The following is a 25,373-nucleotide window of genomic DNA, read 5'->3' on the forward strand; positions in this document are numbered from 1 at the left end:
CCGCTTTGTGGCGGCTCGAGTCCCTGATCGCCGCCCGACCGTGCATTTGGAAAACTGATGCCCGATATTGCTCAACTTCTTCAGTCCGGCGGCAACGGCTGGATGTACCTCCCGATTGCCGTCCTGCTCGGTGCCCTGCATGGGCTCGAACCCGGCCACTCCAAGACCATGATGGCCGCCTATATCGTGGCGATCCGCGGCACCATCGGACAGGCGGCGCTGCTGGGCGTCTGCGCCGCCCTCTCGCATTCGCTTGTCGTCTGGATCGTGGCCATGGCCGGCCTATCGCTCGGCCGCGACATCCTGAACACGCATTTCGAGGCCTGGCTGCTGATCGCCTCCGGCGTGATCATCCTCGGCATCGCCGCCTGGATGGTCTGGCGCACGGGCCAGAGCCTCGGCTGGTTCCGGCGGCATCATCATGTCCATCATCCCCATCATGATGATCACCATCGCCACGATGAGGTCCGGACCATCGATACCGGGCATGGTATCGTCGAGCTCTCGCTCGTCGAGGACGGCGTGCCGCCGCGCTGGCGGCTGCGCACGATCAGCGGCAATGCGTGGAAGGCTGAGGACGTGCTGGTGGAAACCGACCGCCGCGATGGTACGGGCGAGCGGTTCCGGTTCGTTGAGCGGGACGGCTACCTCGAGTCGGCCGGGGAAATCCCGGAGCCACACGCGTTTACGGCCCGGGTCCGGCTGTCACATGGGAATCATGCCCACAGCTATATGGTCGCTTTCTCCGAACATGATCACGATCACAAGCATGATGATGGTCATGTGGACGAGGACGGCCATGAACGCGAACACGCCGAGCAGATCGCCCGCCAGCTCGCGGCGAATGGCGGCAACGTCACCACGGCCCAGATCGCGCTGTTCGGCATCACGGGCGGCCTGATCCCCTGCCCGGCCTCGATCACCGTGCTGCTGATCTGCCTTCAGCTCGGCCAGTTCACGCTCGGCGCCGCGACGGTGGCCGCGTTCAGCCTCGGTCTTGCGATCACCATGGTGTCCATCGGCGTTGCCGCCGCCTGGGGCGTGCAGCGTGCCTCGAAGGGGATCAACGTCTCCGACCGCCTGCTGCGGCGCCTGCCTTTGGCTTCGGCCGGCCTCGTCGGTGTCCTCGGCGCGGTCATGCTGATGCAGGGCTTCGTCGACCTCGCGGCCCCCGCGACGGCGCTATCGCAGGAGCATTCCATGGAAAGGATCGCTCGGCCGAATGAAGTGCCGGAGGCTGCATGAACGCCGGCAGCTTGATCGACCGAGCCAAGCAGTGGGCGCGATCCATCAAGCGTGACGTGGTCGCGCTTTGGATCGCCGCCCGCGACCCGCGGGTGCCTTGGTATGCGAAGGCCGTAGCGGCAGCCATCGCAGCCTATGCCCTCTCCCCGATCGATCTCATTCCGGATTTCGTCCCGGTATTGGGCTATCTCGACGATCTTCTCATCGTGCCTTTGGGGATCGTGCTTGCCGTCAAGCTCGTCCCGACTGACCTGATGGCGGAGTTCAGGGCCACGGCCTCTGCCCGGGAACGGCGGCCTATGAGCCGGGTAGGAGCAGCGGCGATCATCGCGGTCTGGTTGCTCGCGGCCGCAGCCCTGGTTTGGGTGTTCTGGCCCATCTTACCCGCGTGAGATCGTCCCCTCGTTCGGCCGATCCCCAGGGAACCACCATCCCGGCATTTGGGCCCATACCTTCTGCCCTTCTCCAGGCGGCCGTACCGCGTCGGCGGCGCGACTTGTCCGTCATCCTACCGGGACCGCGATCGGCCCTGGAGACGCAATTCACGCTCGCCATCACACCGGTCGACCAGATGTATCTCCTCCTGAACCGAGTACTTCGATAAGGCTATTTTTTGCGACATCGACTGGGCCGGAATTGTCGATCCGCACGTAACGGCATGCCGCCTGCGGTACGTGGAAATCGACCGACCGGACGATGCGCCCCCTCGCCTCATCGGCGCTCTCGCGACCGCGCGCAATGATCCGCTCGACCAGGATTTCCGGATGTGCCGTAATCTCGACCACAGCAACCCGGCCGAACGTTCTCACAGCCTCGTCAAGAACCGCACGGGATATATTGGCGACGACCGTATTGCCTCGACCGACCTCATCAAGCGCCGATTGAGGTAGGCCATAGAAGAGACCGTGCGCCCCCCAACTCAAGCAGAACAGGCCGGCAGCACGTCCTGCTTCAAACTCTTCCGGGGTCATCGAATCATGATCTTCGGTGACGCCGTCCGACAAACGGGTGATGACCCTGCGGACGAAGATGATCTCGGGCTGATCGCGCACCGCTTCCGCAACGACCCTGATGAGCGTATCCTTGCCTGCCCCGCTGGGGCCGACGATCGCAATGAACATTCCTTTACGCAACGCGGACCCCTTCCCGCCAGACCGAGCAGACCCGGGGCGGCCGACCGCTCACGGCCCGAACACGCACGAGATCGGCACGCCGCCCAATTTCGATGCGGCCGCGGTCGGACAGCCCCGCGGCATCGGCCGGGTTCGCTGAGATCAGGCGTATGGCATGGGACAAGGTGATATCGGCTCGCTCGGCGAGGAGAAAGGCGGCCTGGACGAGACTGAACGGCACATAATCCGAGGACAGAATGTCGAGCGCACCGGCATGCAGCAGGTCGATGGCTGAAACATTGCCCGAGTGAGAGCCGCCCCGTACGACATTCGGCGCGCCCATGAGCACATGCAGCCCTGCGTCGCGTGACAGTGTTGCCGCTTCCATCGTGGTCGGGAATTCCGCCAGGGCGACTCCCAGCGAGACGCTCTCCTCCACATGAGCCCGCGTCGCATCATCATGAGACGCTATCGAAATGCCGCTCGTCCGGCAGCGCTCGGCAAGGAGGCGGCGGTTGCGTTCGGAATTCGCAGCCGATTCCGCAATACGCCGCTCGCTATACGCGGCAAATTCAATGTCGGTGAGTTTCTTCTTGCCCTGATAATAGACGCGATAGGCCTCCAGGCTGACGAATTGCCTCTGACCGGGTGCGTGATCCATCAACGAGGCCAGACGAACCCGCTCGTTTCCTCGCAGTTCGTCGAAATGCTCCACCACGTCAGCGACCGAAACCTCGCACCGCAAGTGGATGAAGTGCTCTGCACGCAGGCGCCCGTCGGTACTCGCCGACGCGATGGCGCCCGCCATGGCCGACATCTCCTGCGCGCCGAACTCGATATCGCCCTCCAGGCCGACCCGAAGTGCATCGAAAACCGTGGTTATGCCTGAGGTGGCGATTTGCGCGTCATGCGCCTGGAGTGCCGCGTCCATGTTCCAGCGCACCTTCGGGCGAGGCTGAAGATGGGTCTCAAGATGATCGGTGTGCAGCTCGACACAACCTGGGATCAACACATCGCCAGCAAAGTCCTCCCCGGCCTTGGAGTTCCCGCGCGAGATATCGGCAATATGCCCGTCCCGAACCTTAAGGGTGCCCTCGACGATCTCGTCGGCGAGCACGATGCGTGCATTGGTGAATATGATTTCTGAGGTCATGGTCCTAGGGACAGGATGGCCTGCCGCTTTGCAGCGGATGGCGTGAATGGACGTGGAATGGCTCACCGGGCTCCGGCTCGACAAAAAGCGCAACCGCGTCAATGACAACGGAAATGTCGAGCACGGGGCCGAACTGGGAGTGCAGCAGCTCCTCGACCCGGGCAGCCTCATCCTCAGCCGGAATCGAGTTGGTCAGCGTCATGTGAAAACGGAAGTCCTGCCCCACATACGGGTAGCCCCACCGCGCCAGATTCGCTTGCTGGCGCTCCGACAGGCTTTGCGGATTGCGCCGAGCCACCTCCTGCTCGGTCAGCGGGGCACGGAATGGTTCAAAGGCCGTCCGAACCGCCTCTTCGAATTCCAGCAATTGCGGACGCGCAGTCTGAACCGTGAGCGCAAAGAAGCGGTCAAGCCGCGTCACGGTGAGCTTTCCGAGAGAGAATGCCCGCATCCTCTGCGAAAAAGCGGCCAGCTCGCGGTCCAAGCCATCGAGCGTCATGCCTTCGGCGATTCGAAATGGAGCCTTCAACGTCGCATGAAATCCGTAGCGTGCCGGATCGGCCACGAGCGGGTCGATCATCGGATTCGGACCGCGCGCGATGCGATTGTCGAATGCGTCGCGCCCGAGCCACTTGGCTGCCCGCACGGTCAGCGGATCGTTCTTGGCCGGAGTGAAGTAGATTGCTGCCCGCATCAGATCACCAGCCTGCGGAGAAGCTGTGAGATCAGATCCATCACCATGACCGTGACCACGACAATGATCAGGATGGCGGAGGCCTGAGGATAGTAGAAGGCCCGTACCGACTCGAAGAGGACCTGGCCAATGCCACCGGCACCGATGATGCCGAGAACGGTCGCGGACCGAATATTCGATTCAAGGCGGTAGAGCGAGTACGACATCCAGAGTGGCAGGACCTGCGGGATCACGCCATAAATCACCTGTTGGATGCGGGATGCGCCGGTTGTGCGGATAGCCTCCACGGGGCGCGGATCGATCGCCTCGACCGCCTCGGAAAACAGTTTTGCCAGAATCCCGGTCGTGTGAATGAACAGGGCCATGACGCCGGCAAATGGGCCGAGGCCGACCGCCACGATGAACAGGACCCCGAAGACCACCTCATGAATGGATCGGAAAAGATCCATCAGGCGGCGTACGGGCTGCAGGATCCACCAGGGAACCATGTTGTGGGCGGACATGATCCCCAAAGGAACCGACAAGACGACGGCCAGGAATGTTCCCCAGATCGCGATCTGGATCGTGACCAGCATCTCGTCCAGATAATGACGCCAATCGTTGAAGTCGGGGCGCAGGAACCCGGCCGCATATTCGGCCATGTTTCCGGAATCGGTGAAAAGATAGGTCCAGCGGCTTACTTCGGCCGGTCCCCAACTCCAGGAGAGCGCCGCCACGAGCAAAGCAAGCAGAAACAGGTTACGCAATCCGCCGGATCCGTGCCCAGCGTCCCGCGATGATGCAGCGCGATCTCCAACGGGTTTGATAAACTTGAGAACCCCAGTACTGGGATTCGATGCTGTCTGATCCATGACGGTATCAAGGCTCTTACGTTCATTGATTGGAGGAGGTGGCCTGCCCCAGGCCACCTCCCTTGTGCTGGCTCAGCCGGCGGCAGCCAGCTCGGCCTCGTACTTGGTCTTCTGCGCCTTCAATCCATCGAGCTTCGCCTTCTTCGCGTCGGCTGAGAGCGAAGCGTCAGCCTCGATCTGGGAGATCGATTTGGTCAGCTCCATGAGGCGGATCGGCAGCAGCTGCCTGTCGGAAGAGGCGCGGAACGGAGCCCATTTCAGGCCGGCCAGCACGTTCTTCTCGGCGGCGATGTCACCTGTCGACTTGTCGGTACCGTAGGTGAGAAAGAACTCTCGGATCTTCGTCTTCTGTGTTTCCGGGAGATCCTTTCGCCAAACGATCGGGTCGGAAGGGATCAGGGGCGAGCGCCAGATCTCACGGATCTTCTCGAACGCTTTGGGCTGATTCTTCTCGATGAGCGCCATGTTCTCGGTGTTGTTGGCCGCCGCGTCGACCTGCTTGTTGGCTACTGCCATTGCATTGGTCTCGTGGTTGGCGTTGGTGACGTTCTTGAAGCAGGCCTTCGGGTCGATCCCCTTGGCGCTGAACACGAAGGTCATCGGCACGAGATAGCCGGAGGTGGAGTTCGGGTCGCCGAGGCCGAAGTTGAGGGACTTGTCGCACTTCAGAACATCGTCAATCGACTTGATGGCCGAGTCCTTGGGCACGATCACGACCGACCAGTAGCCCGGTTCGCCGCCGACAGGCACGCTCTGCACGAAAACTTCGCCATTGGCACGATCCACAGCTTCCATGGCGGATTTGTTGCCGTACCAGGCCATCTGCACCTTACCGAAGCGCATGCCTTCGATGATACCGGCATAGTCGGAGGCGAAGAACGGCTTGACTTCAAGGCCGGTCTTCTTCTTCAGGTCGGCGAGAAGCGGCTCCCAGCTGGTCTTCAGATTCTGCTGGGACTCGGTCGAGATGATGCCGAAGTTGATGACTTCCTGGGCCAAAGCAGCCGTGGACAACGTGCAGGCGAGCGACACCGTCGCTGCCCATTTGAGCGTGGTCTTCATTCCATAGTCTCCGCTTGTATTCCGAGGTTCAGGCCAACATGCGAACCGGGTCGTGGCCATTCGGCCGGACCGGCCGCGCCGGCAGCAATTCTACCGGGCTTTCCGGCAGAACCAGTTCTTCCGACGCGTCGCCGTAGAGCTCCGCGAGGAAACCGTTGGAGAGGGACGTTGAAGGCCCATCATAGACAATGCGCCCGTCGCGCATGGCGATCGTACGTTTGCAGTAGCGCCGCGCATACTCGACCTGATGCAGCGACACGAGGACAGTGATGTTGTCCTGGACATTGATAGTGGCCAGCACGTCCATCACGCGCCGCGCGGAGGACGGGTCGAGCGCGGAAATCGGCTCGTCGGCGATCAGGATGGATGCTTCCTGCACCAGGGTGCGCGCAATGGCAGCACGCTGCTGCTGCCCACCGGAGAGGGTCGAAGAGCGCTGTGCCGCCACGTGGGGGATGCCGACGCGCGCCAGGGCGTTCTCAGCCTTTTCCTTCTCGGAGCGGCTGAACAGGCCGAGCGTGCCGCGCCAGCGGGGGACGCGACCCAAATGACCGATGAGCACATTGGTCAGGACGGAGAGGCGCCCCACCAAATTGAACTGCTGAAAGATGACCGCCACACGACCGCCGGGGCGCCCACGCACCAACCGTCCCGCCGTCTGCGATACCTCTCCGAGAACCACGACTTTTCCCGTCGCACCATCGCCTGCCTCGAGCCCCGCGATATGACGGATGAGCGTGCTCTTGCCGGAACCCGATGCGCCGATCAGAGCGACCATCTCGCCACGCTGGACGTCGATGCTGACATTATCGAGCGCCTGGGTTCTGCCGTAACGCTTCGAGAGGTTGGAAACGCTGATCGCTGTCATATGCATCATCCCCGTTCGTCCAAACTTACAGACCCAGGATAACTTGACGGCGACGGTTCGATGTCAGTTCGATGAAGGTTAGGCGTCAGCGCTTCATAGCGCTCCACAAAAGCCTCCGCCGTCAGCGCCCGGAAATCATTCAGGGCCGAAAAGAGCTTGTCGTGCGGCCACTCCCACCACGCGAGGCGATCCATCCGCTGTCCGATGTCGGGAGTGAAGCGCTCTCGGATGAAGCGGGCCGGGACACCGCCGACGATGGTGTATGGCGCGACATCGCGTGAGACGACGGCCCCCGCCCCAACGACAGCGCCGTTGCCGATACTGACCCCGGGCAAAATGGTCGCTCCGTGTCCGATCCAGACATCATGGCCGATCGTAACCGGCTGGGATCGGCGCCACGCGAAGAACTCGTCTTCGTCTGCAGCGCCCTCGAAATAATCTCCCGCGCGATAGGTGAAATGATGAAGCGTGGCGCGCCATGTGGGATGATTGGTGGCATTGATGCGAACGGAGGCCGCGATGTTGGCGAACTTGCCGATCTTTGCACACCAGATTGCGCAATCCTGCATAACGTAGGAATAGTCGCCTAGAATCGTCTCGGTCACACGTGCCCGCGCTTCGACCTCGACAAAGCGGCCGAGCGTGCTGTGCCTGACATCGGCCGTCGCGTGGATCAGCGGTTGGTCCTCGCTGAGCTTGGTCATCACGCAGCCTCCCGCGTCGAGAAAGCGGCAACGTCGATAATCTTCGTCGCGACCGCCTCGCGAACCGGAATGTCGTGGAAGATCCCGACAATCGCCGTTCCCGCGGCTCGTTTCTCCCGGATCATGCCGACGACGACGTCCCGGTTGGTCTCGTCGAGCGACGCTGTCGGTTCGTCGAGCAGCAGGATCGGGTAATCGATCATGAAGCCACGGGCGATGTTCACCCGCTGCTTCTCGCCACCGGAGAACGTTGCCGGAGGAAGATTGAAGAGGGCCGTCGGCAGGTTCAACCGCTCGAGCATGGCAGCGGCGCGGTTCGACGCGAGCGTGCGCTCGACTCCACGCGCGAGAAGAGGTTCGGCCACGACGTCCAGAGCCGAAACTCGCGGGATCGCCCGCAGGAACTGGCTGACATAGCCGATGTGATCGCGCCGGAGACCGAGCACGAGGCGGGGATCGCCGGATGCGAGGTCTGCGACCTCTCCCGTGCTGCGGTCCCGCACAATGATACGGCCGGTATCGACAGCGTAGTTGCCGAAGATCATGCGCAAGATCGACGATTTGCCGATACCCGACGGGCCGCCCAGCACGAGGCATTCGCCGGAAGAGACGTCGAACGTGACATTGGCCACGACGGGAAGACGGACGCCGCCGCGAAGGTGGATCGTGAATGATTTGGAGACATTCTCGACCGAAAGCAGGGGAACGCCAGCCATGGCAGATGGATTGTCGGTCACCATCTCAGTTCTCCAGGATCGAGGCGACGAGAAGCTGGGTATAGGGATGGCTCGGATCGTCCATGACGCGATCGGTCAGCCCCTGCTCGACGATCCGCCCGCTCTTCATGACGATCATGCGCTGCGACAGAAGCCGGGCGACAGCCAGATCATGGGTCACGATGATCACCGACAAACCGAGGTCCGAGACCAGCATTCGCAGCAAGTCGAGAACACGCGCCTGGACCGATACGTCGAGGCCGCCGGTCGGCTCATCCATGAAGATCAAGCGGGGGTGGGTCACGAGATTGCGCGCAATCTGGAGACGCTGCCGCATGCCGCCCGAGAAAGCCACCGGCCTATCGTCGATGCGGGAGGCTGCGATTTCGACGCGTTCCAGCCAGTCGCTGGCCCGGCGCCTGATCTCGGCATAGTTACGGTCACCGACCGCCATCAGCCGTTCACCGACGTTGGCACCCGCAGATACGCGCATCCGCAAGCCGTCTGCCGGGTTCTGGTGAACGAAACCCCAGTCCGTCCGCATGAGGAAGCGGAGCTCGGCTTCGCTCAGCTCCGCGAGATCCGGGAACCTTCGATCACGCATCCGGTACCGGATTTCTCCGCTGCTTCTCTCCATCCGCGTGGAAATGCAGTTGAGCAGGGTGGTTTTTCCCGAGCCTGACTCTCCCACGATCGCGACAACCTCGCCCGGCCAGACATCAAAGGAGATGTCCGTGCAGCCGATGAAGTCGCCGTAGCGCTTCTCCAGCTTGCGGACGGAAAGGATCGGTTCGCTGTTCATTCCGCGGCCTCCCAATCGGCCTTCCTGGTGCCATGCTGCGGCAGGCCTGCTCCCTGATACCCCTCGGACCGGCGGGTTTCGCAATGGTCCGTGTCGGAGCAGACAAACATGCGCCCGCCGCGGTCGTCCGTGATGACTTCGTCCATATAGACGTCGTGGGCATCACAAAGCGCGCAACGGGAGTCGAAGCGCTGGACAGTGAATGGGTGGTCCTCGAAGTCGAGACTGACCACATCGGTGAAGGGCGGCAGCGCGTAGATCCGCTTCTCCCGGCCGGCACCAAAAAGCTGCAGGGCTGGCGAGCGGTGCATTTTCGGATTGTCGAACTTGGGGATCGGCGACGGGTCCATGACATACCGGCCTTCGACCTTTACGGGATAGGCGTAGGTCGTGGCGATATGGCCATGCTGCGCAATATCTTCGTAAAGCTTGACGTGAACCAATCCGTATTCTTCCAGCGCGTGCATGACCCGTGTTTCCGTCTCGCGCGGCTCGAGGAAGCGAAGCGGCTCTGGGATCGGCACCTGGTAGACGACGACCTGTCCCTCGGTCAGAGGCGTCTCGGGAATACGGTGGCGGGTCTGGATGATCGTCGCATCGGCTGTTCGGGTCGTCGTCGCAACATTCGCAACCTTGGCGAAGAAGGCCCGGATCGACACCGCATTGGTGGTATCGTCGGCGCCCTGATCGATGACCTTGAGCACATCGTCCGGACCGAGGACCGACGCGGTGACCTGGACTCCGCCAGTGCCCCAACCATAAGGCATGGGCATCTCACGGGAGGCGAACGGAACCTGGTATCCTGGGATCGCGATCGCCTTCAGGATCGCACGCCGGATCATACGCTTGGTCTGCTCGTCGAGATAGGCGAAGTTATAGGCAGGCAGGGTGGGGTTCTTCATTCTGCTGCCTCGCTCATTGGTGTGTTGTCACTCACCGTTTCGGTCTCGCGGCGTAAGGTTCGAAGCAACTCGAGCTCTGCTTGGAAATCGACATAGTGAGGCAGCTTAAGGTGCTCGACGAAGCCGGTCGCCTGTACGTTGTCGCAGTGCTCCAGCACGAATTCTTCGTCCTGCGCCGGAGCCAGCCGTTGCTCGTTGAACTCGTCGGCTCTCAGCGCGCGGTCAACGAGGCTCATGGCCATCGCCTTGCGCTCGGATTGCCCGAAGACGAGCCCGTAACCTCTTGTGAAACGCGGCGGCGTATCGGCGCTTCCCTTGAACTGCGACACCATCTGGCATTCGGTGACGCGGATCGAACCGACGCACACCGCAAAGCCAAGTTCCGGCACGTCCAGTTCAATATCAACCGTGCCGATACGGATCTCACCGACGAAGGGGTGTGTCCGACCGTAGCCACGTTGCGTCGAGTAGCCGAGAGCAAGCAGGAAGCCTTCGTCGGCGCGCGTCAAGGCCTGCAGGCGGATCTCGCGTCCGACAGGATAGGCAATCGCCTCACGAGTCAGGTCGCCCGGTTCATCAGTGCTCGGGACATCAGGCTCGATCAGCCCTTGTCCATCGAGAAGATCCGTCACCCGCGGGCAGCTCTCATCTGTGGAGCGCTCCCGCCGGACCGGATCCGCGACTGCTTCGTCACCGGCCATGGATGGGTCGATCAGGCGGTGCGTGTAGTCGAAAGTCGGTCCCAAAAGCTGGCCGCCAGGGATGTCCTTGAAGGTCGCGGAGACGCGTCGCTCAATGCGCATCCTGTTCGTATCGATAGGACACGCATCGCCAAACCGCGGCAATGTGGTCCGATAAGCGCGTAGGAGGAAGATCGCTTCGATCAGATCGCCACGCGCCTGGCGCACGGCCATCGCCGCAAGCTCGGGATCGTAAAGGGACCCCTCCGCCATCACGCGGTCAACGCCGAGGGATAATTGATTGACGATCTGCGCGACGGAGAGCGCCGGCACATCGCGATCGCCGCGCCGGCGATCGGCCATGAGACGATGTGCATTCGAAATCGCCGCCTCTCCGCCTTTAACCGCGACATACATGACTCAAGCCTCCACAAGACGGGTGGTGCGCGGCAGTGCGAGCAATTCGCTGCCGCAGATCAACAGCAGGTCGAAGCCGAGCGGAAAGCGTGCCGCATTGTGTGCCATCGCCTCGGCAAAACCGTCCGGCAGTCCGCACGGTGCGATCGTGGCGACAGTTTCAATTCCCGGGCCGCGGATTCGTCGCGGCGTGCCGCCGCGCAGGCTTTCAACCGGCAAAAGCAGTGTCGCGGACCGGTCGGGGTAGGAGAGCGTGCCCATTGCGAATGTCGACCAGCTATCGACCGGACTCTTCGGGGATAGAATTGAAAAACTCGCCGTCGAAGGGTCCTTGGTGACAGCGGCTCCGGTATGAAACGTCAGCCACGACACGGCTGCATGTGCACCGCGGTCTTCAAACCAGACCGGGGTATCATAGTCGGCGAGCGTTGCCAGGAAGGCCGCCGCTGCGGGCTCGAGCGGCGCAGGCGCTTGGACCGGCCAGCCCACATCGACGATGAGGCCCGGCTGCGCCATCGCGTCCATCACCAGCCGAAACACAGCCTGCGATTGAAAGACCGGGGCGGTGAACCCGCCGTCCACCAGGGTTGTCGCCGTCATCAGTCTTCTCCGCGAACCATGGTGAAGAAGTCGACGCGCGTGGCCTCGGTCTCTTCGGCCTGCCGTATCCGCGCTGCGTCCTGTTCCGCCAGCGCCGGCGTCACGAAATTGGTTTCGATGACCTGGACCCAGTCCGAAAGTTGGGAGAGCGCATCAAGATGCGCGACGATGCTCGCCTTCTGAGGGTGGCGGCCGAGAACGATCGCGTGACCGACCTCGCCTGTTGCGAGCTTGACGGTGGCTCGGGTCACCGTGGCCTCGCCGAGATTGAAGGTCGCACCGCCGCCGCCCGCCCGCCCGCGAAGCATGACCGTGCCGATTTCAGGGCCACGGACGGGTGTCGCCGGGGGGGCGGTGGGCTCCAGCGCAGCGTATCGCTCCGCTAGATCGGCCTGAGCGCTGGAGGCCAGGAGATCCAGCCGCCGCTTCCGGTCTTCATTGAAATGGTGCATTCGGCTCATCACTTGTCTATTTGTCTAGACAACTATTCATGTCTATGGTTTACCGGATCTACCGTGACAAGCCGATGACGTTTTGAGGAAGGTGGTGTCGATGAGCCCGGACGGAGATGGCGTCACACGCTGGCGGCGGGTGGCGGACGACATCCGCAGCAATATCGGTGACGGCGTCATTTCGGATGCTCTGCCGTCCGAAGTCGAATTGGCAGCGCGTTATGGCGTCAATCGCCATACGGTCCGCCGTGCCATTGCGGCTTTGGCGGCAGACGGATTGCTGCGCGTGGAGCGTGGGCGCGGCACGTTCGTCAGCAACAAGCCGGAGCGCATCGTCTATCCCATCGGCTCACGGACACGATTTTCCGAAAACATGCTGAAGCAATCGCTGGAGCCTTCGGGCCGGCTCATCAAATCCGACTACGTTTTGTCGGATTCGGTGATGGCGGCCTTTCTCGAATGCCGCGTCGGCACGCGCCTTCACCGTCTCGACAGCCTCTCGGTTGCGAACGGCGTTCCGCTCTCGCGCTCGACATCATACTTTTCGGCGGAGCGTTTTCCAGGGATCGTCGACGCCTATGCCGAAACCGGCTCCATCACCGAAGCGTTGCGGCGCGAAGGAGTTGGCGATTATCGCCGCCGGGAGACCCGCCTGACGGCAGAGCGCGTTTCCGCCAAGGACGCCGAGCTCATGAGCTGCGCAGCCGATGCCGTCGTCCTGATCAGTCGAGCGATCGATGTGGACCTCGAAGGGCAGCCGGTGCAGTTTATCAGAACCAAGTTTCTGGCGGATCGGGTGGAACTGGTGATGCTCCAGAGCTGACATTCAGCGGACCTTGCCGGGAACATTTCGGATACTTCCATCCGAACCAAGGGTCATCGAGCGAACGCCCGACAAGCGCTTCTGGGAATCAAGATTGTGAAACAGCACCAAGGTCGTTGCCGATACCCAGCCGGGGGAACCGACGAGGAGATCTCTGCCCTCCGGGCACGTCTGCGCTGCCGGTACAGCCAGACCATGATGCTGCTTCCGAGACGTGTCGGCTCCAGATCTTCGCACGCGACGGACAGGGCGAATTGCGGGCCGGCGTCCCGAGGCAGCTTTCGCCGGCCTGCCGGGACGCCGCCGGGGTATCCACCGGGCGGGTCAGTAAACGAAAGCGCTCGGGAAGGCGCCGGACATGGCGGTGCTTGGGGGGTATGGGGCCCCGAGCCCCGGATATAACGCGCAGGCTCAAGCCACGTGCGATATGACGCTACCTCAATAGTAGGCCTGGGGTTGTCGTGTGGGATAACCGTCCAAGATGTCCTCTCACGCATGCCAAGCGTCTGGGCGTGCCGTCGCGTGAAACATGAGTGATGAGAGCATCGAACGCAAAAGTGGGAACCGGTTCTGCGTGAAATGATTCTCAAGATAGAGACTTACAGCATAGAATGTGGGTTCGATTCCACACCCGATGCTGTGGAAGAAACCTGCAACGGGGGCTCCCGCGAGACCATGCTCGTGTCGAGGAGGATTGCCGATGCGTTCCATATCCGTCGTGATGACCGTTGCGTGCGTTTCATTCCTGGCTATCCCCTTACAGGCGGAGGCTCAATCCCAAAGGCGGTCAACCCTCGGGCAGGGCCGCCCGCTGGTTCTGCGCGTGACACCGCGCAGCTTCCTTAACCCGGGCAACGTCGTCCCGGTCGGCTCGATCAATCCGGGCTATACCGGCTACGGGATCGTGCAGTCCTACATGCTGTTCCCGCCCTATGGCCAGAGCCGGGAGGTCTTTGGCTTGTCCCACGTTCTGCCCGATCCCATCACCAATGGCCCGTTTGTGGGCGCCCGCAACCCCTTCGGGCCTATCGATTACGTCGCCCCGCCCGGCCTGGTGCGCTGAAGCCGTCCTTTCGTCCCTATGCCCCTTTTGCAAACGGCGCGGTCCTGGAGCCCTCCCCCAGGACCGCAATGCTCGGGAAGAAAGTCTGAAAGCGCCCCATTGCGAAAGGCTCAGGAAGCTATTCGCGGTGCATCGCGGTCTGATATGTCGTCATACCGGCTGGGCCTTCACGGCAGGTCCGGACTTGTCGAAGCCTCATAGCCCTGGAACGATAACGGCAGATGCAAGACGTGTCTGGGACGCCAGTCGGATCGGTGCATTCACCGCACCATAGCCCTGATAACGGCGCCGCTCCACGATCTCGAAGAAAATGCCGCCTCCTAAAGTCCCGGTATAGACCTGAAAGTACTCGGCCTCTCCCTCGCGGTCATACAGGATATTGTTCACCCGAAGTTGTTTCACATCCTCTGCAGAGAGATCGCTTCTCACTTCGAGGTCATCGTAGTAGTTCTCCGGGATCGGCAGGAGAGCGACCCCATTCGCCTTGAGTTGTCCGATAGTCGCAAGGATATCGCCCGTCTCAAGGGCAATATGCTGGACCCCTGAGCCGAAGAGATCGTTCAGGACCCGGGACGACAATGTACGCTGGCTCTGCGATGCGTTGAGGATCAGGCGAAGCGAGCCGTCACGGGTCTCGACAGCCTGGCTCTGCACCACGCCGCCCGGATCGATCACTGTCTGAGTCGGCGTCTTCCGTACGTTGAGGAGCGACGTGTAGAACAAAAGCCAGGTGAGCATCTCCTCGTAATGCATCGATTGGGAGACATGATCGACGGAGCGCAGCCCGACTCCCGTGAAGTCGTCTGCCTCCACAGGCTCGAAATCGACATCCCAGAGCCGATCCAATCCCGTCTTGTGGTCCACGAAATACAGGAGGCTGCCGCCGAGACCGCGGACCGCCGGAATATTCATCTCACCGGGGCCGACCGGCTGCTGGAAGGGTTGGTCCAGGAGGGTCATCGCACGTTTCACGGTTGCCGGCGCATCGTCGACGCGCAGCGCCAAGGCACAGACGGCGGTGCCATGCGTGATATTGAAGGAATGAGCGAAGCCCTCCTTGTCCGCATTCACGACGATGTTGATGTCGCCTTGCCGCCACCGGGTCACAGCCTTCGAACGATGGAGGCCGGCCTTCTTGAAGCCCAGGCCGCATAAAGTCTGCTCGAAGCCGACGGCGCTGCGCTCGTCCACGGCGAATTCGAGAAACTCGACGCCCGAGCAGGTCGCCTTGGATGGGAGTTCCGGCAGGTTGGGAATGACCGCTTGCGTGCGCAGGCGCAGTTCATCCAGCATGACAATGAGGGAGCGCTGCCCATCGATGGCGACGCTGCGGGCGGAGCCGGCCCGGAAACGGTCGTTGAAGATCTCCAGGGACAGGAGCCCATCGAAGCCTGTTGCATGGAGGGCATTCATGAATTCATCGACCGGCAGGTCGCCTTGTCCCGGAAAGCAGCGGTAATGGCGGCTCCAGGAGAGATAATCCATGGCGAGCTTCGGTGCGTCCGCCATCTGCACGAGAAAGATTTTATCGGATGGAATAGAGCGGATCGCGGACAGATCGGTCGCCCGCGCCAGCACATGAAAGGAATCGAGCACCAGCCCGACGGCCGAGTGGTTCGCACGCCGGACCACTTCCCAGGCATCGCGGTAATCGTGGATGTGCCGGCCCCAGGACAGAGCCTCGAAAGCCACGCGCATGCCGCGCTTGGCGGCGCGCTCCCCGAGTTCATGGAAATCCGCGGCCGCCCGTTCGATCCCGCCTAGGGAATCCGACGAGACGTTGCTGCACACCATCAGAAGGTCGCAACCGAGTTCCTCCATGACGTCGAACTTGCGCTCGGCGCGGGCGAACACCTTGGATCGCTGAGGCTCGGGCATGCCTTCGAAATCGCGAAACGGCTGAAAGGTAATGGTCTCCAGGCCAAGGCCTTCGATCATGCGCCGGGCGTCGGCGGGCGTTCCGTTGAAGGAGAGAAGATCATTCTCGAAGATCTCCACACCCTTGAATTGCGCAGCCGCAATGGCCTCGATCTTCTCCGGGAGGGTGCCGCTCAGGCAAACGGTCGCGATGGCTGTGCGCATGCTCGTCGTTCCATGTCCTCTCAAAAGATCGGGAGCGTGGCGTCGAAGCGACCCGATTCTTTTTTAGCTGATAGTTCCCGTTGCGAGCGCATGCTCGACGCCGCCGGCAACGTGGCGGGTCAGAACCTCGCAGGCCCTTGCGGAATCTCTTGCAAGCGCGCATTCCAGAAGAAGAGCATGCTCGTGGGCGGCGACCTCGCCGCGGTAGCTCAGGGCGATCATCTGATAGCGCAGGTACTTGTCGAAAACTGCCGCATGGTTGTCGATCAGCATCTTCGATCCGCAGGCTGAGATGAGCGCCTGGTGAAACTGCCAATCGTAGCGCTTCCACTCCTCGGTGTGGCTTGTGTCTCCGTCCGCCATCCGCTCTTCCATCCTGGCGAGCCGGTGATGGGCGGCGACGACCCGGCCTTCCCAATCCATATCGCCGGCCCGGAACGACTGCTCCAGCGCGCGGCATTCGAGGAGTTGCCGGAGAGCGGCGATTTCTCTCAAATTCGGGATCGAGACGGGCGCCACTTCGAACCCCTTCTGCCCCTCGGCCACCACGAGCCGTTCGGAGTGAAGGCGGTTCAGGATCTCCCTGAGCGTGCTGACGCTGGCTCCATAATCGATCTTCAAGCGCTCGAGCTTCAGCTTCTTGCCCGGGCCGAGCCTGCCGAAGATGATGTCGGACCGGATCTTCCGGTAGGCGCTCTCGCCGACCGTCGTGGGCTGAACGATTGTCTGCACATCGTCGGTCATGCCAGCGCCCCGCTTTCAAGTGTGTGGGCCACACATCCGTTCACATGCCGGGTAAGCAGCCGGCAGGCCTCGTCGGCCTTGCGCGTCAGGGCGCAGTGCAGCAGCAAGCGATGCTCCTCGGCCGCGATTTCTCCGCGGAAAACGACGGCCACCATCTGATACCGGAGGTACTGGTCGAAGACGCCACCGTAGAGGTCGAGCAAGGTCTGGGAGCCACAGGCCTCGATCAGGCACTGGTGAAATTCGCGGTCGTACCGCTTCCAGAGTTCGGTGCCCTGCTGATTGCCGCCCAACATCTGCCGCTCCATGAAGGCGAGCTTGTGATGGGCCGCCACGACGCGGCTCTCCCATTCCAGATCGCCGGCCGCGAAGGACAAAGGCAGAGCGTAGGTTTCCAGGAGCAGCCGCATGGCCGCGACATCCTCGAACCCCGCAGGCGAAACGGGAGCGACCCGAAAGCCGCGCTGCCCTTCGGCGATCACGAGACTTTCCGACGACAGCCGGCTCAGGATCTCCCGCAGGGTGCTGACGCTCGCCCCATAATCGCCCGCCAACCGGTCCAGCCGGAGGCGCGCTCCCGGTTTCAGACGACCGAAAACGATATCCGCCCGGATCCGATCATAGGCGCGGTCCGCAATGGATGTCGCCAGCAGCTCGATGCTCATCCGTCCACCATCACCCATGCAGCATCATCACTGGTCACCGCCAGCTGAAGATCTCGGCCCTCGGAAGGCCCTGATCATATGTCGAAACCTAAAATATCAGATGATCTCCTAAATGCCTATTGATTTTACAATCGTCGGAGCGGATAGTTCCGCCCAAGACGCAGTTCAATGCGCAATACGACAGGGAGAGGAAATCATGGCATTCAGCATCAATCGGCGCCTCCTGATCGCGGCAGGCGCAGCCCTTCTGACGTGGGTCGCAGATGGGCCGGCCACGGCCCAATCGCCTACGAACCTGCGGTTCTCGGCCGTATTCTCGGAGCAGGATATCCGGGCCGAGATGATGAAGCGGTTCGGCGAGGACGTTAAGGCTCAGGGCTTCAACCTTCAGCCCTATTACGGCGGCAACCTGTTCAAGCAGGGCACCGAGCTCGTCGCCATGCAGCGGGGCAACCTGGAGATGGGCAACATCGCCCCGCAGGACATCTCCAATCAGGTCCCGGCCTGGTCCATCGTCACCTCCGCCTATCTGTTCCGCGATGCCGACCACCTGAAGAAGATGTTCGCCAGCGATGTCGGGCAGCAGCTGAAGAAGATGGCTTCGGACCAGCTGGGCATTCACATTCTCGGCCCCACCTATTTCGGTGCCCGCCAGGTCGGCTTGAAGTCGAGTAAGAAGATCAACACGCCGGATGATATGGCGGGAATCAAGCTGCGCATGCCCGGCGGCGATGCCTGGCAGTTCCTGGGCCAGGCCATCGGGGCGAACCCCACGCCCATGGCTTATGCGGAGGTTTATACGGGGCTGCAGACGGGCGCGATCGACGGGCAGGACAACCCGCTGCCGAACGTACAGAACATGAAGTTCTACGAGGTGATGTCGCAGATTGCCCTGACCTCGCATCTTGTCGGCTTCGATCTGCTGGCGGTGTCCAACAAGGTCTGGAACGCCATGTCGCCGGAGAAGCAGGCGGCCTTCCAGGCGGCAGCCGACAAGGCGATCGAATGGAGCACCCAGGAACACCTGAAGAAAGAGGCGGAACTTGTCAGCCTCTTCAAGGAAAAGGGCCTCGACGTCTATACGCCTGACCTGAAAGCCTTCCGCGACTTCGCTCAGAAGAAGTATCTCGCGTCCGATCTCGCGAAGAGCTGGGCGCCGGGCATGCTGGACAAGATCAACGCCATGTGAGGCCTGATCCGGGCCCGCCGGACATGCGTATCCGGCGGGCTCCATGCTTCCGAGCGATGCTTGGATGACCCTTTCTGAACCAAGGGATGGATTTCCATGACCGCAGGGTTAAGGGCGGTAGGCTCCTGGCTTGCCCAAAGGGCCGAGAATATCGTGGCCGCCATGCTGGCAGCGATGTTCCTGGCTTTTCTCCTCCAGATCGTCTTCCGGTATGTTCTCGGCCTGCCGATCGGCTGGACGCATGAGGCGAGCGTGATCCTCTGGATCTGGCTCGTTCTCTGGGGCGCAGCCTTCGTCATCACCGAACGCGAGGAGATCCGCTTCGATATCATCTACGGATCGGTCGGGCCCAGTGCCCGCAGGGTGATGTGCGTCGTCACCGCCGTCGCGCTCATCGCACTTTACGTCATCTCGTTCCCGGCGGTTCTGGATTACGTCACCTTCATGAAGGTGGAAAAGACCAGCTACCTCAAGATCCGCTTCGACTGGCTGTTCTCGATCTACATCGTTTTCGTCGTGGCCAGCATCATCCGCTACATGTGGCTCGGCTGGCAGGCGCTGCGCGGCGTGACACCGGACGAGTTCGATCCCACCAAGGCGAGTTCCGGCGTATGACCCTGACAAGCCCCTTCTCGCTCGCGGTCGTCGCGATCACGTTCCTCGCCTTGCTGGGGCTGCCGATCGGCCATGCGATGATCGCCGGCTCGATCCTGTACCTGTACCTGGCCGGACTGGACATGGGAACGGTCGCGGAACAGCTCCTGAACGGGATGTATTCCAACTACGTCATCCTTTCGGTGCCCTTGTTCGTCCTGGCCGCCGAGTTCATGAACATCGGCAGCATGACCGATCGGCTCATGGCGTTCTGCAACGCTCTGGTCGGCCGCTTCCGCGGAGGATTGGCTCACGTCAACATCCTGCAGAGCATCATCTTCGCCGGCATGTCCGGTTCGGCGATTGCGGATGCCGCCGGCACTGGGCGCATGATGCAGGTGATGATGACCCGCGACGGCCGATATACGCCGAGCTATGCGGCGGCCCTGACGGCCGTCTCGTCCGTCATCGGACCGATCATCCCTCCCTCGATCCCGATGGTGCTCTACGCCCTCGTGTCCGATGCCTCGATCGGATATCTGTTCCTTGGCGGCGTGATCCCGGGTCTCCTGATGGCGTTGAGCCAGATGATCATTGTCTTCATCACGGCGCGCCGCAAGAACTTCCCGGTCGAGAAGCCGGTTCCCATGCGCAAGCTGCCGCGGATCACCTGGGAAGCATTTCCTTCCCTGATGATGCCGGTCGTTCTTCTCGGCGGCATCTACAGCGGCGTGATGACGCCCACGGAGGCTGCTGCGGTGGCGGCCGCCTATGCGCTCGTCATTTCGGCCGGTCTCTATCGCAGTGTGAGCTGGCGCGACTTCTACCGATCGCTGGCGATCAGCGCACGCACGACGGCCTCCATCGGCATGCTGATCGCCGGCGCGCTCGTATTCAATTACGTTGTCACCGTCGAGAATATCCCCGAAGGCGTGAAGGCGCTGCTCTCAGGATGGAACCTCTCGCCGGTCGGCTTCCTGATCCTGGTCAATATTCTGCTGCTGCTGCTGGGCTGCGTGCTGGAAGGAACGGCGATCCTGCTCATCGTCGTGCCGGTCTTCGTTCCGACCGCGCAGGCGCTCGGCATCGATCTTGTGCATTTTGGCGTCGTGGTGGTTGTGAACATCATGATCGGCCTGATCACGCCGCCTTACGGCCTGCTTCTCTTCATCATGGCGAACATCTCCGGGGAGCCGCTGCGCGACATCGTTCGCGACACGCTCCCATTCCTCTTCGCCATGATCGTGGCGCTCGCGATCCTTACCTTCGTGCCTGAAACCGTCCTCTGGCTCCCACGGCTGTTCGGCTATCAGGGGTGATTGGACCCATTTGCAGAGACATGTCTTCATGAGCAAACCGATCTACATTCTCAATGGTCCCAATCTCAACCGTCTTGGAACCCGCGAGCCGGAGATCTACGGTCGGACGACCTTGACAGAAGTTGAGGCTTCGTGCCGGGAGGCCGCGTCTGGCCGCCCCATCGTCTTCCGTCAATCCAATCGGGAATATGAGATTGTCGAGTGGGTTCACGAAGCCATCGACGAAGGCGGCGGCATCATCATCAACCCGGCCGCCTTCACGTTCACGTCCATGGCCATCATGGATGCGCTGAAGATGTTCTCAGGTCCGATCATCGAGTTGCACATCTCGAACATTCACAAGCGCGAGCCGATCTATCACAGGTCCTATGTCTCCCCGGTAGCGACGGCCGTCATCGCGGGCCTCGGCACGAACGGTTATTCCGTGGCCGTGCGGGCCATGTCCGACATGATCGGCGGGCCGCCAGCCGGGGCCTGATGTCCATGACGGAAGAGCCATCCCATGAAGCCGAATCCCGGATCGGCAAGGCCGGGGATGTCGGGGATCGTCCGTCCGTTCTCGTCGGATTGGTCGGCGCCGGCATCCAGGCCTCCCGAACGCCGCGCCTTCACGAGCGGGAGGGAGCCGAGCAGGGATTGCGATATGTCTACAAGCTGATCGATTTGGATATGTTCGGGCTCGATGCGAGCGCCCTGCCCGACATCCTCAAGGCTGCTCGGCATTTCGGCTTTGCGGGCCTCAACATCACCCATCCCTGCAAGCAGGCCATCATTCCGCTTCTCGACGAGTTGTCGCCCGAAGCGGCGGCACTGGGGGCCGTCAACACGGTGGTGCTGAAGAACGGTCGAAGCGTCGGGCACAACACCGACTGGTGGGGCTTTGCGGAAAGCTTCCGGAGCGAGCTGTCCGATGTGCGCCGCGGCCGTGTGGTTCAGTTCGGCGCTGGGGGAGCCGGCGCGGCCGTTGCCCATGCCCTCCTGACACTGGGTACGGCGAAAGTCATTGTCGTCGACAAGGATGACGGCCGCGCCCGAAGTCTCGTCGCGACATTGCGCGAACGGTTCGGCCAAGGCCGCGCGGCAACCGGCATTCCTGCTGCCGAGGCCATGGCGACGGCCGATGGAATGGTCAATGCAACCCCTCTCGGCATGGCGAAATATCCCGGCATGGCTGTTCCGGACGATCTGCTGCGCTCAGATCTCTGGGTCGCGGACATCGTCTATTTTCCCCTGGAGACCGAACTGCTAGCCCAGGCGCGCGCTCATGGCTGCCGCACCATGTCCGGCGGCGGAATGGCCGTCTTCCAGGCCGTTGGCGCCTTCCGTCTCTTCACGGGCCGCGAACCGGATGCCGCCCGGATGCTCCGACACTTCAACGCGATGTAGAAGCCGGGAGTGAAACTTCATCTGCGGTGTTGCCAATATGCGCGCAGCCACGCCCGTCAGCTCGTGTCGGCGGAAACCAATTGATCCGCTGCGACCGACGTTGGGATATCGTCGTGACATCATGTCGCGACGAACCATTACCGGGCGATACCCTCACCATAAAAAAAGCCGGGCCAAAGGCCCGGCATAAGTAGAGGTCCGACAATTCAGTCAAAACCTTCCAGAGGGAACGGCCGACACGGCAGCGCCGGGAGGAAGAAAGCGGTGCCGTGTTGAAATCAGCCGCTGCTCATATCGGCCGCATTCGACTTATTTGCAATGCAATATGCCTCATGAAAGGGCTGCATTCAGCGCATGCTCTGGATTGCGCTCACCGACCTTCACCGGATGAGCGCAATCGATCTACTCCGCGGCGATCAGAGCAGGTGTTCCCACGGCCTCGAGGGCAAGCGCTGAAGACTGGATAACGGCCGCGAAGCGGACCGCCGTGTGGATCTCGGCGGCACTCACGCCCGCCTCGCGCAGGACCTTCTCGTGGCTGTCGATGCACAGACCACAGCCGTTGATGGCCGAGACTGCCAGCGACCAAAGCTCGAAGTCGATCTTGTCGACGCCAGGATTGGCGATGACATTCATGCGCAGTCGAGCCGGCATCGAACCGTATTCCTTGTTCGAGGCCAGATGGACGAAGCGATAATAGACGTTGTTCATCGCCATGATCGATGCGGCCGCGCGAGCCGCATCGAGAGCCTCGGGCGAAAGGTGCGCCTTCGCCTCCGCTTCTAGGGCTCCCGCGACCACGGGATTGCGGGTCGCAAGCCCGCAGGCGACGAAGAGTCCGTACTTGCGCTGATCCGACAGTGTTTCGTCAGATGCAAGCGAAGACAGGTTCAGGCGCACGTCCCTCGCAAAGGCCGGCAGTTTCTCCTTGAGGCTCTCGATCGACATGGGTACTCCTCAGGCTGCCTTCAGGACCTCGCCGCCAACCTCGCGGTTGCACGGGCAGAGCTCATCCGTCTGCAGGGCATCGAGGACGCGCAGCGTGTCCTTGGGATTCCGGCCGACGTTGAGGTTCGTCGCATAGACGTGCTGAATCGTATTGTCCGGATCGACCACGAAGGTGTAGCGATAGGCAACGCCGTCCGGCGAGCGGACGCCGAGGCCGTCGACCAGCGAGCCGTTCGTGTCGGCGAACTGCCAGATGGGAAGACGGTTGAGATCCTTGTGATCCCGGCGCCAAGCGAGCTTGACGAACTCGTTGTCGGTCGAACCTCCGAGGATTACGGCATCACGATCGCCGAATTCACCCGACAGACGCGCGAACTCGGCGATCTCGGTGGGGCACACGAAGGTGAAGTCCTTCGGATAAAAAAAGATGATCTTCCACTTGCCGGGGAAGCTTGCTTCCGTGACCGTCTCAAAAGCGCTCTCGCCGTTCTCGACATGCTCGTTGAACTTCGGCTTAACGCCCGTGACCGAGAACGCGGGCAGCTTCTCGCCAATACCAAGCATCTGAAATCTCCATAACCATGAACTTGCGGCGCAGTGATGCAAAAGCCGCGAGCAAAGGTCAATATCCGTCGGAACAAATCGCCGTGTCATGGAGACGAGCGAACCGGCATCCGAAATTGGGCGACGCAGCGGCCCCTCTTCCACCAGCCGGGTCCCTGGACCAGAAAGTTCCGCCGCTCCAACCCGAACGCCCGGACCAGTTCCAGGCTCCTGCCAATAGGGTGGACGCCGAAGCCACAATTAGAGTCACCGGTGCGTTCGATTGATCCACAGCCGGCGCCGACCGCACACGGCACTGTGGATGAAACGTTGTGCCTACTTGCAAAGCGGGGGAATTCGACTATGTGTCGCCTCCCCGCGCCGCCCCGACAGGTGGCGGGCGGCTTTTTTCGAATATGCTGACCGTCAGTTCCCGAGCCCTTGCCCGGGAGCGAGGTCATGTTGTCAGGCGAACCGCCTCCGGCCGTCGCAGGTTGGAGAGGCTCGCCCGAGATGTCGTGTTCGGCCTGATCCATGAGCCTTGTGGTTTTGCGGCGTGTTCCGCGGGACGGCTGGCTCCTCTGGAGGCAAATCCTGAGTATCGGTCGAGGTCCTTCGGGGCGTTCGACGGTTCGGCCTGGGCGACCTGCGTTGTCCGGGCACGGTTTTGCTTGGCCTGTTCGATGACGTGCCGGACGAACACTGCGAAGATCTTTCGACTTTCTTTGCAGATGCCGGTTGACGGCGGCGGAATGTTCGATTAGACAGCTCTTCATCGGCGGCGGCCTTCGGGACTGCCGCGTCGGCGAGGCGGCCTTTCGGGGCGTTTCGCTCCGGTCTTCGGACCGGGACTGGTCTTCGGACCGGGGTTTTGCTCTTTGACAAGTGAAGAAGGAAGAAGAAGCGCAGGCGGCGGTGTCCTTGCGGCGGCGCCCTTTGGGGCTGCTTTGAACAAGACATCGACCAGGTCTTGCGCTTTTGGTGAGTACACCGCTCCGGTTTTGGCCGGAGTGAGAGGTGCTCTGTCAATTTTGCGTTTTAAGACGAACAGTCGAGATCGAATTCTGAAGTTCAACTTGAGAGTTTGATCCTGGCTCAGAACGAACGCTGGCGGCAGGCTTAACACATGCAAGTCGAACGGGCCCTTCGGGGTCAGTGGCAGACGGGTGAGTAACGCGTGGGAACGTGCCCTTCAGTTCGGAATAACCCAGGGAAACTTGGGCTAATACCGGATACGTGCGAGAGCAGAAAGATTTATCGCTGAAGGATCGGCCCGCGTCTGATTAGCTGGTTGGTGGGGTAATGGCCCACCAAGGCGACGATCAGTAGCTGGTCTGAGAGGATGATCAGCCACATTGGGACTGAGACACGGCCCAAACTCCTACGGGAGGCAGCAGTGGGGAATATTGGACAATGGGCGCAAGCCTGATCAGCCATGCCGCGTGAGTGATGACGGCCTTAGGGTTGTAAAGCTCTTTCGGCGGGGACGATAATGACGGTACCCGCAGAAGAAGCCCCGGCTAACTTCGTGCCAGCAGCCGCGGTAATACGAAGGGGGCTAGCGTTGTTCGGAATCACTGGGCGTAAAGGGCGCGTAGGCGGCTTTGTCAGTCGGGGGTGAAAGCCTGTGGCTCAACCACAGAATTGCCTTCGATACTGCAAGGCTTGAGACCGGAAGAGGTTAGTGGAACTGCGAGTGTAGAGGTGAAATTCGTAGATATTCGCAAGAACACCAGTGGCGAAGGCGGCTGACTGGTCC

At 61.7% G+C, this 25,373-nt stretch carries 27 protein-coding genes and 1 rRNA gene (1 of these 28 running past the window's edge); 10 read left to right on the plus strand and 18 right to left on the minus strand.

The genetic code is table 11. The annotated features are described in order from the left end of the window. Window positions 1–57: 57 nt before the first annotated feature. Both RE429_RS20210 and RE429_RS20215 read left to right on the plus strand, forming a co-directional pair. Window positions 58–1,245, plus strand: coding sequence for a sulfite exporter TauE/SafE family protein (locus RE429_RS20210; protein WP_414475155.1), 1,188 nt, complete (start codon window positions 58–60; stop codon window positions 1,243–1,245). Beyond that, entirely contained in the window at window positions 1,242–1,637 is a 396-nt protein-coding gene (locus RE429_RS20215) for a YkvA family protein (protein ID WP_414475156.1), read from the plus strand. The genes RE429_RS20210 and RE429_RS20215 overlap by 4 nt, the downstream gene beginning before the upstream one ends. Before the next feature lie 162 nt (window positions 1,638–1,799). Here RE429_RS20215 and phnN read toward each other — a convergent pair whose 3' ends face one another. The 13 genes from phnN to phnG all read right to left on the minus strand — a co-directional run bounded on the left by phnN (window position 1,800) and on the right by phnG (window position 12,267). Continuing rightward, the gene (phnN, locus tag RE429_RS20220; protein WP_414475157.1) at window positions 1,800–2,378 is read right to left on the minus strand and encodes a phosphonate metabolism protein/1,5-bisphosphokinase (PRPP-forming) PhnN; all 579 of its coding nucleotides are present in this window, start codon (window positions 2,376–2,378) and stop codon (window positions 1,800–1,802) included. After that, complete coding sequence (locus RE429_RS20225) at window positions 2,371–3,510, minus strand: alpha-D-ribose 1-methylphosphonate 5-triphosphate diphosphatase (RefSeq protein WP_414475158.1); 1,140 nt, start codon at window positions 3,508–3,510, stop codon at window positions 2,371–2,373. Before RE429_RS20225 ends, phnN begins: the two co-directional genes overlap by 8 nt. 4 nt (window positions 3,511–3,514) lie before the next feature. After that, window positions 3,515–4,204 carry a DUF1045 domain-containing protein gene (locus RE429_RS20230; protein ID WP_414475159.1) on the minus strand — a complete coding sequence of 230 codons (690 nt, stop codon included), beginning with the start codon at window positions 4,202–4,204 and terminating at the stop codon, window positions 3,515–3,517. Continuing rightward, window positions 4,204–5,055 carry a phosphonate ABC transporter, permease protein PhnE gene (gene phnE, locus RE429_RS20235; protein WP_414475160.1) on the minus strand — a complete coding sequence of 284 codons (852 nt, stop codon included), beginning with the start codon at window positions 5,053–5,055 and terminating at the stop codon, window positions 4,204–4,206. Before phnE ends, RE429_RS20230 begins: the two co-directional genes overlap by 1 nt. 72 nt (window positions 5,056–5,127) lie before the next feature. Continuing rightward, on the minus strand, window positions 5,128–6,117 hold the full coding sequence (gene phnD / locus RE429_RS20240; RefSeq protein WP_414475161.1) for a phosphonate ABC transporter substrate-binding protein: 990 nt from the start codon (window positions 6,115–6,117) through the stop codon (window positions 5,128–5,130). Between the two features lie 28 nt (window positions 6,118–6,145). Then, entirely contained in the window at window positions 6,146–6,985 is an 840-nt protein-coding gene (gene phnC / locus RE429_RS20245) for a phosphonate ABC transporter ATP-binding protein (protein WP_414475162.1), read from the minus strand. Window positions 6,986–6,990: 5 nt separating this feature from the next. Continuing rightward, window positions 6,991–7,689, minus strand: coding sequence for a DapH/DapD/GlmU-related protein (locus RE429_RS20250; protein WP_414475163.1), 699 nt, complete (start codon window positions 7,687–7,689; stop codon window positions 6,991–6,993). Further along, window positions 7,689–8,429 (minus strand): phosphonate C-P lyase system protein PhnL, encoded by a 741-nt coding sequence (gene phnL / locus RE429_RS20255; RefSeq protein WP_414475164.1) that lies wholly within the window; start codon window positions 8,427–8,429, stop codon window positions 7,689–7,691. Before phnL ends, RE429_RS20250 begins: the two co-directional genes overlap by 1 nt. Window position 8,430: 1 nt before the next feature. Continuing rightward, complete coding sequence (gene phnK / locus RE429_RS20260) at window positions 8,431–9,207, minus strand: phosphonate C-P lyase system protein PhnK (RefSeq protein WP_414475165.1); 777 nt, start codon at window positions 9,205–9,207, stop codon at window positions 8,431–8,433. Further along, the gene (locus RE429_RS20265; protein WP_414475166.1) at window positions 9,204–10,109 is read right to left on the minus strand and encodes an alpha-D-ribose 1-methylphosphonate 5-phosphate C-P-lyase PhnJ; all 906 of its coding nucleotides are present in this window, start codon (window positions 10,107–10,109) and stop codon (window positions 9,204–9,206) included. Before RE429_RS20265 ends, phnK begins: the two co-directional genes overlap by 4 nt. Next, a complete protein-coding gene (locus RE429_RS20270; RefSeq protein ID WP_414475167.1) occupies window positions 10,106–11,206 on the minus strand; it encodes a carbon-phosphorus lyase complex subunit PhnI in 1,101 nt (366 codons plus the stop codon). Before RE429_RS20270 ends, RE429_RS20265 begins: the two co-directional genes overlap by 4 nt. Before the next feature lie 3 nt (window positions 11,207–11,209). Next, window positions 11,210–11,806 (minus strand): phosphonate C-P lyase system protein PhnH, encoded by a 597-nt coding sequence (gene phnH / locus RE429_RS20275; protein ID WP_414475168.1) that lies wholly within the window; start codon window positions 11,804–11,806, stop codon window positions 11,210–11,212. Next, window positions 11,806–12,267 (minus strand): phosphonate C-P lyase system protein PhnG, encoded by a 462-nt coding sequence (gene phnG / locus RE429_RS20280; protein WP_414475169.1) that lies wholly within the window; start codon window positions 12,265–12,267, stop codon window positions 11,806–11,808. The genes phnH and phnG overlap by 1 nt, the downstream gene beginning before the upstream one ends. Window positions 12,268–12,358: 91 nt before the next feature. Here phnG and phnF point away from each other — a divergent pair, with 91 nt between their 5' ends. Then, complete coding sequence (gene phnF, locus RE429_RS20285) at window positions 12,359–13,081, plus strand: phosphonate metabolism transcriptional regulator PhnF (protein ID WP_414475170.1); 723 nt, start codon at window positions 12,359–12,361, stop codon at window positions 13,079–13,081. A gap of 700 nt (window positions 13,082–13,781) precedes the next feature. Then, window positions 13,782–14,144 carry a hypothetical protein gene (locus RE429_RS20290; RefSeq protein ID WP_414475171.1) on the plus strand — a complete coding sequence of 121 codons (363 nt, stop codon included), beginning with the start codon at window positions 13,782–13,784 and terminating at the stop codon, window positions 14,142–14,144. A 195-nt stretch (window positions 14,145–14,339) separates the two neighbouring features. Here the strand turns inward: RE429_RS20290 and RE429_RS20295 are convergent, their stop codons facing one another. The 3 genes from RE429_RS20295 to RE429_RS20305 all read right to left on the minus strand — a co-directional run bounded on the left by RE429_RS20295 (window position 14,340) and on the right by RE429_RS20305 (window position 17,635). Next, window positions 14,340–16,226 (minus strand): bifunctional sugar phosphate isomerase/epimerase/4-hydroxyphenylpyruvate dioxygenase family protein, encoded by a 1,887-nt coding sequence (locus RE429_RS20295; RefSeq protein WP_414475172.1) that lies wholly within the window; start codon window positions 16,224–16,226, stop codon window positions 14,340–14,342. A gap of 63 nt (window positions 16,227–16,289) precedes the next feature. Beyond that, complete coding sequence (locus RE429_RS20300) at window positions 16,290–16,970, minus strand: GntR family transcriptional regulator (RefSeq protein ID WP_414475173.1); 681 nt, start codon at window positions 16,968–16,970, stop codon at window positions 16,290–16,292. Continuing rightward, entirely contained in the window at window positions 16,967–17,635 is a 669-nt protein-coding gene (locus RE429_RS20305; RefSeq protein ID WP_414475174.1) for a GntR family transcriptional regulator, read from the minus strand. Before RE429_RS20305 ends, RE429_RS20300 begins: the two co-directional genes overlap by 4 nt. A 196-nt stretch (window positions 17,636–17,831) precedes the next feature. Here RE429_RS20305 and dctP point away from each other — a divergent pair, with 196 nt between their 5' ends. The 5 genes from dctP to RE429_RS20330 all read left to right on the plus strand — a co-directional run bounded on the left by dctP (window position 17,832) and on the right by RE429_RS20330 (window position 22,123). Further along, a complete protein-coding gene (gene dctP / locus RE429_RS20310) occupies window positions 17,832–18,824 on the plus strand; it encodes a TRAP transporter substrate-binding protein DctP (protein WP_414475175.1) in 993 nt (330 codons plus the stop codon). A gap of 96 nt (window positions 18,825–18,920) precedes the next feature. Then, entirely contained in the window at window positions 18,921–19,439 is a 519-nt protein-coding gene (locus tag RE429_RS20315; RefSeq protein WP_414475176.1) for a TRAP transporter small permease, read from the plus strand. Beyond that, window positions 19,436–20,737, plus strand: a complete 1,302-nt coding sequence (locus RE429_RS20320) for a TRAP transporter large permease (protein ID WP_414475177.1) — start codon at window positions 19,436–19,438, stop codon at window positions 20,735–20,737. The genes RE429_RS20315 and RE429_RS20320 overlap by 4 nt, the downstream gene beginning before the upstream one ends. Before the next feature lie 28 nt (window positions 20,738–20,765). Further along, window positions 20,766–21,215 carry a type II 3-dehydroquinate dehydratase gene (locus tag RE429_RS20325; protein WP_414475178.1) on the plus strand — a complete coding sequence of 150 codons (450 nt, stop codon included), beginning with the start codon at window positions 20,766–20,768 and terminating at the stop codon, window positions 21,213–21,215. Between the two features lie 5 nt (window positions 21,216–21,220). Further along, window positions 21,221–22,123: a shikimate dehydrogenase gene (locus RE429_RS20330; RefSeq protein ID WP_414475179.1), complete on the plus strand. Its 903-nt coding sequence runs from the start codon at window positions 21,221–21,223 to the stop codon at window positions 22,121–22,123. 402 nt (window positions 22,124–22,525) lie between these two features. Here RE429_RS20330 and RE429_RS20335 read toward each other — a convergent pair whose 3' ends face one another. Further along, window positions 22,526–23,071: a carboxymuconolactone decarboxylase family protein gene (locus RE429_RS20335; protein WP_414475180.1), complete on the minus strand. Its 546-nt coding sequence runs from the start codon at window positions 23,069–23,071 to the stop codon at window positions 22,526–22,528. Window positions 23,072–23,080: 9 nt separating this feature from the next. After that, window positions 23,081–23,635, minus strand: a complete 555-nt coding sequence (locus tag RE429_RS20340) for a peroxiredoxin (RefSeq protein ID WP_414475181.1) — start codon at window positions 23,633–23,635, stop codon at window positions 23,081–23,083. A gap of 1,051 nt (window positions 23,636–24,686) precedes the next feature. Between RE429_RS20340 and RE429_RS20345 the strand changes: the two genes are divergently transcribed. Then, window positions 24,687–25,373 (plus strand): 16S ribosomal RNA (locus RE429_RS20345); it runs 801 nt beyond the window's last position.

The organism is Microvirga sp. M2 (genome assembly GCF_047497095.1).
Classification (GTDB): domain Bacteria; phylum Pseudomonadota; class Alphaproteobacteria; order Rhizobiales; family Beijerinckiaceae; genus Microvirga.